Genomic DNA, 12,681 nt, shown 5'->3' with positions numbered 1-12,681 from the left:
GCATCTGGTCGATCGTGCCGGCCGTACCGGCCCCGGATGCGAAAGGCCGGACGCCCGCCCCGAAAAGGTGCGGGCGTCCGGCTTCAGGGCCAGGTCAGGCCTGCCGGGCAAGGCCCTTCTCGACCGCCTCGATGATCTGTGGCCGCAGCTCGGCGCAGCTGATGATCGCGTCCACCGAGCCGACGTCGACCGCCCGCTGGATGCTGTGCACTCGGTCGAACTCGGTGGCCACCTCGGTGAGCTTCTCGGCCCGCACGGACGATCGCAGCTCGGCCAGTTCGGCGGCCAGCGCGGCCCGCGTGGCAGCCGGCGCCTCCGCGACACGGGCGGCGAGCGCGAGAACGCGGGGGTCGTTGCCGGTCCGCTTGTCGACGTCGCGCGAGAAGACCACCGCGGCGGCCGGAGCGCCGCCGAGCACCGAGGCGAACGAGCCCTCGACCGCGAGCACGGTCATGTTCGGGTTGAGCGCCTTGGAGAACACCACGAACGCGCCGCCGTGGTATCGAGAGATCACGCAGAACACGATGGGGCCCTTGAAGTTCACCACCGCGCGGCCGATCTCCGCGCCGTACTCCAGTTGCAGCCTGCGCATCGACTCGGGCGACCCGTCGAACCCTGACAGGTTGGCCAGCACGACCAGCGGACGGTTCCCGCTGGCGGCGTTGATGGCCCGAGCGGCCTTCTTGGACGACTGCGGGAACAAGGTGCCCGCGGTGTAGGTGTCCGGGCCGTCGGTGGGGGGGAATCCGCGGCGCGGCACGGACCGGGACTCGATGCCCAGCAGGCACACCGGCCGGCCACCGAGGTGGACATCCTGGACCACGGCGGTGTCCGCCTCGGCCATGCCCGCCCACCGCTCCAGCACCGGGTGGTCCTGATCGGACAGCGCGCGCATGACTGTGCGGATGTCGAACGGCTTCTTGCGGTCCGGGTTGGACTCGACGGAGAAGATCTGGCCCACTGTCGTGAAGTCGCTGTCCGGCACGGCGTGCGGGAACGTCGAAACGTCGCGGTCCACCGGGTCGTCGGTGACCGTCGTGCGCGGCCGGCTCTCTCCCGGTGCGACGTAGCTGTGGTCGTAGTGCGACATCAGGATCTCCCGCGCACCGCGGATGTCCGGCGCCCAGTACTGCGCCTGGCCGTTCGGGCCCATGATCCGGTCGTAGCCGCCGATGCCGTGGTTGTCCTCGGCCGACACCCCGCCGGAGAAGTCGAGCGACTGCTTGCCCGTCAGCACCATCGCGGAGTCGGGTGTCATCACCAGGATGCCCTTGGTGTGCATGAGCATCGTGGCCTCGGCGTTCCAGTACGGCTGGGCGCCGACGTTGATGCCCGCGACCACGACGTTGATCTCGCCGCCGTCCTGGGTGAAGTTCACGATCCGCTTCAGCGCGGCCGCCACCCAGTCCATGTTCTCGGTGCCGGACGACATCGAGATCCGGGCGCCCGCGGAGAGCGCGAACCACTCCAGCGGCACCCGCATCCGCTCGGCCAGGTCGAGCGCGGCGATCACCCGCGCGCACTCGGGCTCGGACAGCGCGCCGAGCGCCTTCGTCGGGTCGCCCAGCAGCACGACGCGGGTCATGCCCTCCGGGTGGCGCGGCGTGGGCGTGCTGACGACACCCGCGACGAGCGCGGCGGTGTTGCGCCCCTTGGGCCGGTCCACCGGCACCAGCTCCGAGTGCTCGTCCAGGTCGTACTCGGTGAACGAGCCGAACGGTCCGGCGAGCATGCCGGTCAGCTCGTACGGGTGGTGCGTGCCGCGGCTGTGCGCGCGCAGCACGTCCTGGCGGTAGTCGTCCAGCGGCTCGATGGGCTCGGTCGGCGGCGGCGCGATGGACAGTTGCACGCCGGAGCTCATGTCGTAGCCGATCCGGACGGCGATGTCGACGAGCTCGCCGGTGGCGCTGTCGCGGCGCCTGCCGAGGAACAGCACCTCCTCCAGGCCCGCGCCCGCCGTCGTCGGCAACACGCGCTTGGCCACGGTGTTCAGGTCGTCCGGTGACAGGTCGGTCGGCGGCCACACGTAGATGACGATCCGGTTCGTGGCGGACGTCTTCGCGCCGGGCTTCTTGGCCCGGCGGATCGCGTCGAGGCACGTGGCCAGGATGTCCTCGGCCGCGGGCAGCGCGACGAGCCTGCCCTCGTCGTCACGCAACGGGGTCAGGTCGCGGACCTGCCCCAAGGCGACCAGGCGCTCGTCGGACGGGTTCTGCCGTGCCGCGGCCCGGAAGAGGTAGACCTCCTCGTCGGGCGAGGGCAGCCGGGTGAGGTCGAAGTCGCGCAACCGCTCCAGCTGCATGCGCTCGGCGATGCGCGGGTGCAGACCGCGCAGCAGCCGTTCCTCCACGAAGCCGTCCGCGGACGGCCGGAAGGTGAAGTGGTGGTGCATCACGGCGCCGCTGTTGCCCGCGACGGTCGTGGTGATGCGGTCGATCCGGTCCGACGGCTGCTGCGCGAGCAGGACCTCGCGCAGGCGCGTGGCCATCTCGTCGGGGTCGCTCGGACCGTCCGACCAGGTCAGGTAGAGGTCCGCCACCAGCGCGCCGTCACCGGCGAACTCATCGACCGCCTTGACCGCCTGGGCCAGCGCCGGGAAGTCGACCGCGGTGGTCACGACGCGGCCTTCGCCGGCCGCGGTGAGGTGGTCGGCGACGACGAACGTGCAGCCCACCACCTTGCTCACCCGGATGTTGCTGAGCGCGCGGTTGCCGTAGTAGCGGCGGCTCAGCACCTCCAGCAGCGGCACGGGGTCCGTGCCCTCGCGGCCGATCCGCCGGCCGACCAGCCGGACGAGCGGCTCGGGACTGGCGACCATCGCGGAGATCCGCTCGGCCCGGTCGGGCGCGTCCGGATGGTGGTCGAGGTGGCGCAGGTGCTTGCGCACGGCCGTGTAGACCTTGGCACGGGTGCGGCGCAGCAGCGGTTGGGCGAACCAGGCGAACACGACGCCGCGCGCCAGGTCCGCGACGGCCGGGAACCGGACCTGGGTGGCGGCGACCAGGTGCTCCAGCGCCAGGCCGACGGCGACGCGGTCCGCCTCGGCGGGCGGGGCCTCGTTCACCCACTGGCGCAGCAGGGCCGTCACCACGGCGACGTCGGCGGAGGCGCGCTGCTGGGCCAGGAAGATCCGGAAGACCGCGTCCTCCAGCTCCGGCGTGCGGTCCAGGCCCTCGACGCCGTAGCGGGACAGCACGTGCGTGAGCCGCTGCTGGAAGCCGTCCGACAGCCCGGACCGGTCCGAATCAAGGTATTGCAGGTAGGTGTGGAAGTATTCGCGGGGGCTGTGCACCGAGGAGGCGGACTTCGACTCCTCGCCGGCGGGCCGGTTGCGGCTCAGCTCGCTCAGGTCGGCGAACAGGCGCAGCAGCTCGACCTCACCGGCCAGCTCGTGTCCGCCCTCCGCGACGAGCTCGGCGCGCGCGGCCAGGTAGTCGGCGAGCAGACGCTTGTCGTCCCGTGGGTCGATGTCGAAGCCCAGCAACAGGCTGCGCAGGTCCTGCAGACCACGCGCGGCCCGCTCGGCGGCGGGCACGTCCACCGGCTCGGAGGGCAGGTCCAGCTCGGCCTCCTTCGCCGCGGCCGCGGGGCCGGCCGCCTCGTCGCCGTCACCCAGCGGCTCCAGGCGGAGCAGGCGGGCGCCCGCCTCCACCTGGCTGCCGAGCGACACCGCGAGCTCCCGCACGCGGCCGCGGAACGGCGCGCGCAGCACGGTCTCCATCTTCATGCTCTCGACCACGAGCAGCGGCGCACCGGCCTCGACCTCGTCGCCCACCTGCAGCGGTGTGGCCACCACGAGCGCGGGCACGGGCGAGCGCACGATGCCGCCCTCGTCGCGGCTGATCCGGTGCGTGATGCCGTCGACCTCGACCAGGTGGATCGGGCCGTGAGTGCTCGTGACGACTTTGAAGCGGACGCCGTTCACGGTGATCTGGCCGCTGTGCTCGTCGAAGCGCTCGATGCCGACGTCGGCCGCGTGCTCGGGGCCGCCCGCCGAGATGCCGATGCGGAACCGGTGGCCACCGGTGCGGGCGACCTGGACGCGGTAGCCGACGTCGCGGAGCTTGAGCTCCAGCGCGCGGCCGCTGTCGTGCTGCGACTGCGGACGGCCGCCGTGCGCGGTGGACAGGAAGCGCTGCCGCGTCACGGCCTCCTCGTCCTCGTAAGCCTCGACGGCGGCGGCGATCAGCGCGATCGCGGAGTGCCGGTGCGACACGAGGGCGCCCTGGGCGCGCACGCGGTCGATCCAGCCGGTGTCGGCGGACCCGTCGATCACCGCGGGCTCGTCGAGCAGCATGCGGACGAAGCCCTTGTTCGTCACACCGCCCTCGATGATGACGGTCGTCTGGGTCATCGCGCGGCGCAGGCGGGCCAACGCCTCCGTGCGGTCACGGCCGTGCGCGATGATCTTGGCGATCATCGAGTCGAAGTCGGCGGGGATCACGTCGCCCTCGCTGAACCCGGTGTCCACCCGGATGCCGGGGCCGCTGGGCAGCGCCAGCCGGGTGATCCGGCCGGGTGAGGGTGCGAAGTCGCGGTCGGGGTCCTCGGCGTTGAGGCGCGCCTCAACGGCGTGACCCCACTCCTCGGGCGCGTCGCCCTCGAGCTTGCCGCCCGCCGCGATGTGCAGCTGGGCCTTCACCAGGTCGACGCCGGTGGTGATCTCGGTGATCGGGTGCTCGACCTGCAGGCGCGTGTTGACCTCGAGGAAGGCGAACAGCCGCTCACCGGGGTGGTAGAGGAACTCGACGGTGCCCGCGCCCTGGTAGCCCACCGCGAGCACGAGCCGCTCGGCCGAGGCCTTCAGCTCGGCGACCTGCCTGGCGTCGAGGACCGGGGAGGCGGACTCCTCGATGATCTTCTGGTTGCGCCGCTGCACGGAGCAGTCGCGCACGCCCAGCGCCCACGCGGTGCCCTGCCCATCCGCGATGACCTGTACCTCGACGTGCCGGGCGCCCGTCACCAGGCGCTCCAGGAACACGACGCCACTGCCGAACGCGCGCGCGGCCTCCTGGCGCGTCAGCTCGTAGGCCCGGGTCAGCTCGTCGGCGTTGGAGACCATCCGGATACCACGACCACCGCCGCCCGCGGTCGCCTTCAGCATCAACGGGTAGCCGATCCGGTCCGCCGCCGCCTTCGCCTCCTCCAGCGTCTCCACCGGACCGCGGCTCCACGGTGCGACGGGCACACCGACCTCTTCGGCGATCAGCTTCGAGCCGATCTTGTCGCCCAGCTTGCGCATCGCCTCGGCGCTCGGGCCGACGAACGTCACGCCGATCTCGGCGCACAGGTCGGCGAACGCCGGGTCCTCCGCCACGAAGCCCCAACCGACCCAGGCCGCGTCCGCACCGGTCTCGACCAGGGCCTTCTTGAGTACGGCGTGGTCCAGATAGGGGCGGTTCGCCGCGAGCCCCAGGTCGTAGGCGATGTCCGCCTCACGGACGAACGTGGCCGTCCGGTCGGAGTCCGTGTACAGGGCGACGGTCTCGATCCGTGTCCCTGTCTCCGCGGCTAGGTCCCGAACGGCGTGGATGAGCCGCATGGCGGCTTCACCGCGGTTGACGATGGCGACACGACTGAACACTGAGCGGGCCTTTCGAAGACGATGAACATGGCGGCTACCCTCGCCCCAACCGTGGTACATACTCTTGGCTGCCCCCGGGGTGCCGAAATGGCGGGGACTAAGCGTGTTTCGCGGCCGGAGTTGTGGGGATCGCACAGACGCATCCGCCGGGGTGGTGTGGCATGCGGCTGATGTGATCTTGGTCACGCAGCGGCTCATGGACTCGGGGCCCGTTCCCGACCGGCCGTGGCCAAGGGGGCCCGTTTGTTGGGAAGCGACAAAGACGGCAGGTGGGCCCGCTCCGGTGCCGGACATGCTCCGATGGTGTTCGGAGGATCTTCGGGGGGCCGGGCACCGGCCCGAAGTCCACATTGAGATGATCTTGGTGTGGGGCTGCGGGGCGCGCTGCCCAGGGTATGTCCGGTCGCTGAGGCTTCACTCGGCGCAGGTCCGGTTCAGTTGTGCGACGCCGGACCTCTGCCGATGCGCGGTCCGCGCCGGTGCGCGGCGCTACCCCGCCGCGCATGTTGGCGTCTGCCGCCATCACCGCTCTGCCCCTGCCGGAGTCATGGAAGTCTTGTGCCGAACGTGCTGACCTGACGGACCCGCCCGCTCCCGGTTACCCTGAAACCCTAACCGACGTGGACATATGAAGGGGCCGGGCGGTAGGTGCCCAGCCTGTCGAGCCGCACGCGATCGAACGCGACCCCGACGAGACCCTCGCCCGCCGAGGTCAGCGGTTCGGCGTCGGTCGGCTCCGGTGGCCGTCCGAGGCGAGCCGGTCATCGATCTTCACCTGCGGTGCGGTGAGAAGGGTGTTGATCTCTGTCGTCACAGACAGATCGTCGACACCCTCCGCCGTTCCCGCACCCCAAACGGCTCAGGGCTTACCCATCTAGGCCATGTAGACGGGGGCGAGGTCGACGAATATGCGGTAGTCCGTGATCAGGCCGTCGTCGCGGGTGCGCCAGATCGATACGGCTACGACGCCGACATCCTTGCCGTCGAGCCGCCGGTAGGTCACCTCGGTCTCGGCGATGATGTCGGCGTCCACCTGCCAGTTTCTGACGATCCGGTGCCGCAGGCCGCCGATGGTGGAGAAGAACGCCCGCAACCCGGCGGCGATGGCCTCACGTCCCGCCATCGGCTCGGCGTTGCCGAACACCAATGTGGCGTCCTCGGCCAGCAACCGCACGAACTCGCCGGGGTCGAACGAGTCGACTGACTGGAAGACGCGTCGCACCACATCGTCGGTCATGCCGATCCTTCCTCGCGCAGCCGGGATCACTGGTGGGGACGATACGGGGCCAAGGGCGACGCGCAACTATCGCCAAGGTGGGTATCTCATCGCCGCAGGGCTCGCCGAAGATCTCCGAACCTGGTGCCCCGTAGAAGAGGAGGAGGAACGGATGTCGAAAGGGCCGTGCGGAGCATGATCATCGTGCTGGGCGACGGCGAGGGCAGGCCGGCCACCGCCGGAACGTACGGCAACGTCTCCGGTCCCCGAGAGGGCGCCGGATACCCCAGCCGGAAGTCTCAGCCGGAGGGGCGCTCGGTCCCGCCGGGAGAGCCGGGGTCCCGGGTGATCAGCGGGATGTCGCCCGTCGCGTGCTCCGCCACGTGGTAGAGCCGGTCCATCATGATCTCGAACTCGTCCTCCATGAAGTACCACTCGAACTCGGGGCGCAGCGCGTGCAGGCGCTCGATGATGAGCTCGACGTCCTGCCTGGTGAGGGGGTTGTCGATCCAGCCGAACCGGCCGTCCGGCCCATGGCCGAGGAAGTTGCCGCCGAGCGGTGCGCCCTCGTGCAGCCCAAGGTCGCTCCGCCTGATGTCGAACGCCCGCCCATGGCCCGGCTCCGGCCAGGAGGGGCGGACCTGCTGGGGCAGGGCGCGCACCCGGGGCGCGGGCGCCGCCGTACACCGGGCAGCGCGTCTTTCACCGCCCCGGTCCCGCGGGCATCCCCCACGGTCAGTGGAGTGGGGCGAAGATCCGTCAGGCGGCCGGGACCGTGGTCGTCAGATGGTCGATTCCGCCGTCGGCCCCGGTCATCCGGCCTGCCGGGCCCGCTCCAGGTAGTGGACCAGGTCGCGCATCCGGTCCACGGGCCACGGCAGCTTCCGGCCGAGCTCCTCGCTGTTGTCCCGCCACATCGTCCGCGCCGCGGCCCTGGTCCGCTCTCCGTCGTCGCCGTCGCCGTGGAACCGGCCCCCCAACGCGTCCCAGCGGCCGACCAGGGCCTGCACCCGCGGATCGTCGGCGGGGGTGCCGTCCTGGACGTGCCGCAGGAGCTCCTCGACGAGCCCGGCCCATTCGGTCCTGGCCGCCTCGACGGCTTCCGGGCCGAGTCCGGCCCGGCGCCGGGCCAGTTGCTCCCGCTGTTCTGCCGTGAACGAGGTCTCGAACACAGAGATCATCTCCAATGCCGTCATGAACCGGTCCGGATCGGGCATCGACCCGCTGTCGATCTGCTCCAGCAGCCCGCGGAGCTGGTGCGTGAGCTGCTGGATCCGTACGGCGTGCGCCTCCAGCCCGCGTAGCCGGTCCGCCAGCAGGTCGCGCATCGCCGCCAGGTCGCCCGCGGGGTCCGCGAGCACGCCCGCGATCTCCTCCAGTGACAGCCCGAGCGCCCGCAGGGCCCGGACCCGGTACAGCCGCCGCACATCGTGCCCGCTGTAGCGGCGGTGCCCCGATGCGGTGCGTCCGCCCGCGCTCAGCAGGCCGATCTCGTCGTAGTGGCGCAGCGCGCGCACGGTCATCCCGCTCGCCCGCGCCACCTCGCCGATGCTCCACCGGCGCCCGGCGCCGTCTTCCCCGATCACGTCCGCAACGTTAGGACCTCCCGTCGCGGCAGGTTCAAGCCCCTGGATCCATCCGGTTGGAGGGGCGCCGGGCTTGGCGGCGTGCGGCGCCGCCCGCCGATCTCCGGCAAGGGTGTGCGGACCGCCCGGCCGCGATCTGCGGGGCCGGATGGCGCCGCGATAGGGGAGGCGCCGGTTAGCGTGGAGTGCGGGGCACGGTGCCCCGGTCCCGGGTCGGGAGGTCATGGTGCCGGAAGGGCGTGAGGACACGCAGGCCGCCGAGGTGGTCCGCGGATCCGATGAGCAGGTCCACGAATACGTCGTCGACCGGGTCAGGGACGTGACCCGCGAGGGAAAGATCGTGTTCGACGCCCCCGGGGGAGGTGTCGACACCGGGCTGCGGCGGCTGATCCCGGTGACCTATGACGTCGTCCTCGACCAGCCGGAGGTCAAGGAGACCGGAGAGGACAAGTGAGCCTGGCGGCCGCCGGAGCCTGGCGACCGCCGGAACACGCCGGGGCCACGTCGTGCGCGGCGCCTCGGCCCGCGTGAGCCCGGCCCGCGTGAGCCCGGCCGGCCGGGCGCCGGAAGCGTCCGTGTTCACCCGATGAGACGTCTACCGGCTGATGAGACGCCTGCCCCGGATCACCAGGCGACCTCCAGGGTCGTCAGGCCGTAAACGATGTGGAAGGAGCGGAAGTGCGCCTCGGGGGAGACGGGGCGCAGCTCGGGGAAGCGCTGGAGCAGGGCGGGGAAGGCGATCCGCATCTCCATCCGCGCCAGCGGCGCGCCCAGACAGTGGTGCACGCCGTGGCCGAAGGCCACGTGACCGGGCGCGCCCCGCGTGATGTCGAAGGCGTCCGGGTCGGACATGAGCGCGGGGTCGCGGTTGGCTGCGGGCAGCGCGCACATCACCAGCTCGCCGGGCCCGATCGTCTGGCCGGCCAGCTCGACCTCCGTGGTGGTCAGCTTGGCCGTGCCGGAGTGGACGATGCTGAGCCAGCGCAGCAGCTCCTCCACCGCCGCGTCGATCCGCTCGGGCTCCTTCCTGAGCAGCTCCAGCTGGTCGGGGTTGCGCAGCAGGGCCAGCGTGCCCAGCCCGAGCATGTTGGAGGTGGTCTCGTGACCGGCCAGCAGCAGCAGGCTGCCGATGCCGGTGAGCTCGTCCGTCGTCAGGTCGTCGCCGTGCTCGCGCACCAGCATCCCGAGCAGCTCCTCGCCCGGGTCGGCCTGGATGCGGGAGACCAGTTCCCTCATGTACGCGCGTGACTCCCGCTGCACCGCCAGGCGCTCCTCGATGGGCACCGACACGTCGAGCATCCGGCCGGTCCTGCGCTGGAAGTCCTCCCGGTCGGCGTACGGCACGCCCAGCAGTTCGCAGATGACCAGCGACGGGACCGGCAGCGCGAACGACGACACCAGGTCGGCCGGCGAGCCCGCGCTCTCCATGGCGTCCAGATGCTCGTCGACGATGCGCCTGATCCGCGGTTCCAGCCGCCGCATCCGGCGGAGGGTGAATTCCGGCGTCAGGATCCGGCGCAGCCGGGTGTGCTCGGGAGGGTCGAACGCGAGCAGGTTGCCCGCCCGCATCGCGGCGATCTCCTCCGCGCTCAGCTTTGGCGCGTCCGGCATGCGGATGGCGCTCTGCTGGGCGATGCCGAACCGCTCGGCGTCGCCCAGCACCGCGCGCACGTCCGCGTAGCGGGTGACCAGCCAGGCGTCGACGCCGAACGGCGTGCTGACGCGCCTGACCCCCTCCCCGTCGCGCAGCGCCGCCAGTTCCGGATCAGGATCGAACCCTGTCCGCCGCATGTGCAGCGGCAGAGTCGGAGACTCGCTCATGCAACCCCCTGGATGACTCGCCGTCCAGACCGCTCTCGCACAAAACGGTAGCAACCTATCGTTTATCTGCAAGGGATCTACGTGAATTGGGAGGGTCGCCGCCTGCCCACACCCCGGACAGCGGCGTGACGGCCCCCAGCGTCAGGCTGGAGGCCGTCACGGCGCCTTGCTTGTTTGGACCGGCGGCTTACTTGAAGCTGCGTAGTCTGAGGCTGTTGGTGACCACGAAGACGCTGGAGAAGGCCATCGCGGCTCCGGCGATCATCGGGTTGAGCAGGCCGAGGGCGGCCAGTGGGAGGGCGGCCACGTTGTAGGCGAAGGCCCAGAACAGGTTGCCCTTGATGGTGCGCAGGGTGCGGCGCGACAGGCGGATCGCGTCGGCGGCGACCCGGAGGTCGCCGCGGACCAGGGTGAGGTCGGAGGCCTCGATCGCGGCGTCGGTACCGGTGCCCATGGCCAGGCCGAGGTCGGCCTGGGCGAGCGCGGCGGCGTCGTTGACGCCGTCGCCGATCATGGCCACCGTCCGGCCCTGGGCCTGTAGGCGCTTGACGGCGTCGACCTTGTCGGCGGGCAGCACCTCGGCGATCACTTCGTCGATGCCGACCTCGGTGGCCACGGAGCGGGCGACGGCCTCGTTGTCGCCGGTGAGCAGGACCGGGGTCAGGCCCAGGCCGCGCAGCTGCCTGATCGCCTCCGCCGAAGTCGGCTTGACGGTGTCGGCGACGACCAGGACCGCGCGGGCCTGGCCGTCCCAGCCGACCGCGACGGCGGTGCGGCCGGCGGCCTGGGCGGCTTCCAGGGCGTGCTCGAGGTCGGCGGGCAGGTGCTGGGACCATTCGGCGAGCAGGCGGGGGCGGCCGACGAGGACGGCGTGCCCGTCGACGATGCCCTGGACGCCGAGCCCTTCGAGGTTGGCGAAGTCCTCCGGTGTGGGCAGCGCGCCGACCTGGTCGGCGGCGCCGCGGGCGACGGCCTGGGCGATGGGGTGTTCGGAGGCGTGTTCCAGGGCGCCGGCCAGGCGCAGCACCTGGTCGCGGTCCTGGCCGGCGGCCAGGTGCACCTCGGTCAGGGTCATCTTGCCCTCGGTGACGGTGCCGGTCTTGTCGAGCACGACGGTGTCGATGGTGCGGGTGGACTCCAGTACTTCGGGGCCCTTGATGAGGATGCCGAGCTGGGCGCCGCGGCCGGTGCCGACCAGTAGCGCGGTGGGGGTGGCCAGGCCCAGCGCGCAGGGGCAGGCGATGATCAGCACGGCGACCGCGGCGGTGAAGGCGGCGCCGGCGCCGCCGCCGGTGCCCAGCCAGAAGCCCAGGGTGCCCAGCGCCAGCGCGATCACGATCGGGACGAAGATGCCGGAGATGCGGTCGGCCAGGCGTTGCACGGCGGCCTTGCCGGTCTGGGCCTCCTCCACCAGGCGGGCCATCTGGGCGAGTTGGGTGTCGGCGCCGACCCGGGTGGCGCGGATGAGTAGGCGGCCGCCGGCGTTGACGGTGGCGCCGGTCACGGTGTCGCCGGGCCGCACCTCCACCGGCACCGATTCGCCGGTCAGCATGGAGGCGTCGACGGCGCTGGTGCCCTCCTCGACCACGCCGTCGGTGGCGATCTTCTCGCCGGGCCGGACCACGAACCGGTCGCCGGCGGCGAGCTGGTCGGCGGGGATGCGGACCTCGGCGCCGCCGCGCAGCACGGCGACGTCTTTGGCGCCGAGTTCCAGCAGGGCGCGTAGGGCGGCGCCGGCCCGGCGCTTGGAGCGGGCCTCGAAGTAGCGGCCGGCCAGGATGAAGGCGGTGACGCCGGCGGCGGCTTCGAGATAGATGTTGCCCGAGCCGTCGGTGCGTTCGATGGTGAAGGCGAACGGGTGGGTCATGCCGGGGGTGCCGGCGCTGCCGAGGAACAGCGCCCACAGTGACCAGCCGAGTGCCGCGATGGTGCCGAGCGAGACCAGGGTGTCCATGGTGGCCGCGCCGTGGCGCAGGTTGGTCCAGGCGGCCTTGTGGAAGGGCCAGCCGGCGTAGGCGACGACCGGCGCGGCCAGGGTCAGCGACAGCCACTGCCAGTTGGTGAACTGCAGGGGTGGGATCATCGCCATCGCGATCACCGGCACCGCCAGCACCAGCGCGGTGATCAGCCGGTTGCGCAGCGGCCGGAGCTCATCTTGCGGCTCGGCCGGCTCCTCGCTCCCACTCCCGCTGTCGTTGTCGCTTTTGGGCGGGGCGGGCAGCTCAGCGGTGTAGCCGGCCGATTCCACGGTGGCGATCAGCGCCTGGGGGTCGAGTCCCTCGGGGAAGGTGACCTTGGCCTTCTCGGTGGCGTAGTTGACGGTCGCGCTCACGCCCTCGAGCTTGTTGAGCTTGCGTTCGATCCGGTTGGCGCAGGACGCGCAGGTCATGCCGCCGATCGAGAGTTCGACCGCGCCTTGGGGTCTGTCGTCGGTGAGGGGAGACATCACCTGCTCCTTCCGTTCGTCATGCCGG

7 protein-coding genes are annotated in these 12,681 nt (G+C 71.6%); 1 reads left to right on the top strand and 6 read right to left on the bottom strand.

Features of this window, described 5'->3' with window-relative positions:
* Positions 1-94 precede the first annotated feature (94 nt).
* The 4 genes from ACZ6R6_RS32225 to ACZ6R6_RS32210 all read right to left on the bottom strand — a co-directional run bounded on the left by ACZ6R6_RS32225 (position 95) and on the right by ACZ6R6_RS32210 (position 8,386).
* Positions 95-5,584, bottom strand: a complete 5,490-nt coding sequence (locus ACZ6R6_RS32225) for an ATP-binding protein (RefSeq protein ID WP_470099728.1) — start codon at positions 5,582-5,584, stop codon at positions 95-97.
* A gap of 874 nt (positions 5,585-6,458) precedes the next feature.
* Complete coding sequence (locus ACZ6R6_RS32220; protein WP_470099726.1) at positions 6,459-6,821, bottom strand: nuclear transport factor 2 family protein; 363 nt, start codon at positions 6,819-6,821, stop codon at positions 6,459-6,461.
* Between the two features lie 278 nt (positions 6,822-7,099).
* Entirely contained in the window at positions 7,100-7,462 is a 363-nt protein-coding gene (locus tag ACZ6R6_RS32215) for a hypothetical protein (protein ID WP_470099724.1), read from the bottom strand.
* A gap of 150 nt (positions 7,463-7,612) precedes the next feature.
* The gene (locus tag ACZ6R6_RS32210; RefSeq protein ID WP_470099722.1) at positions 7,613-8,386 is read right to left on the bottom strand and encodes a MerR family transcriptional regulator; all 774 of its coding nucleotides are present in this window, start codon (positions 8,384-8,386) and stop codon (positions 7,613-7,615) included.
* 223 nt (positions 8,387-8,609) lie between these two features.
* On the opposite strand from ACZ6R6_RS32210, the gene ACZ6R6_RS32205 reads away from it, so the two are divergent.
* A complete protein-coding gene (locus tag ACZ6R6_RS32205) occupies positions 8,610-8,840 on the top strand; it encodes a hypothetical protein (RefSeq protein WP_470099720.1) in 231 nt (76 codons plus the stop codon).
* Between the two features lie 170 nt (positions 8,841-9,010).
* Here ACZ6R6_RS32205 and ACZ6R6_RS32200 read toward each other — a convergent pair whose 3' ends face one another.
* Complete coding sequence (locus ACZ6R6_RS32200; RefSeq protein WP_470099718.1) at positions 9,011-10,207, bottom strand: cytochrome P450; 1,197 nt, start codon at positions 10,205-10,207, stop codon at positions 9,011-9,013.
* Positions 10,208-10,394: 187 nt separating this feature from the next.
* The gene (locus ACZ6R6_RS32195; protein ID WP_470099716.1) at positions 10,395-12,653 is read right to left on the bottom strand and encodes a heavy metal translocating P-type ATPase; all 2,259 of its coding nucleotides are present in this window, start codon (positions 12,651-12,653) and stop codon (positions 10,395-10,397) included.
* Positions 12,654-12,681: the final 28 nt, after the last annotated feature.

The sequence above is a fragment of the Streptosporangium sp. NPDC048886 genome, from assembly GCF_055586905.1.
This window is presented reverse-complemented; position numbering and strand designations above follow the sequence as displayed.

Coding starts and splice junctions, on each gene's coding strand:
- ACZ6R6_RS32220 (WP_470099726.1), bottom strand. CDS start 6,821: ATGACCGACGATGTGGTGCGACGCGTCTTCCAGTCAGTCGACTCGTTC.
- ACZ6R6_RS32195 (WP_470099716.1), bottom strand. CDS start 12,653: ATGTCTCCCCTCACCGACGACAGACCCCAAGGCGCGGTCGAACTCTCG.
- ACZ6R6_RS32200 (WP_470099718.1), bottom strand. CDS start 10,207: ATGAGCGAGTCTCCGACTCTGCCGCTGCACATGCGGCGGACAGGGTTC.
- ACZ6R6_RS32205 (WP_470099720.1), top strand. CDS start 8,610: ATGGTGCCGGAAGGGCGTGAGGACACGCAGGCCGCCGAGGTGGTCCGC.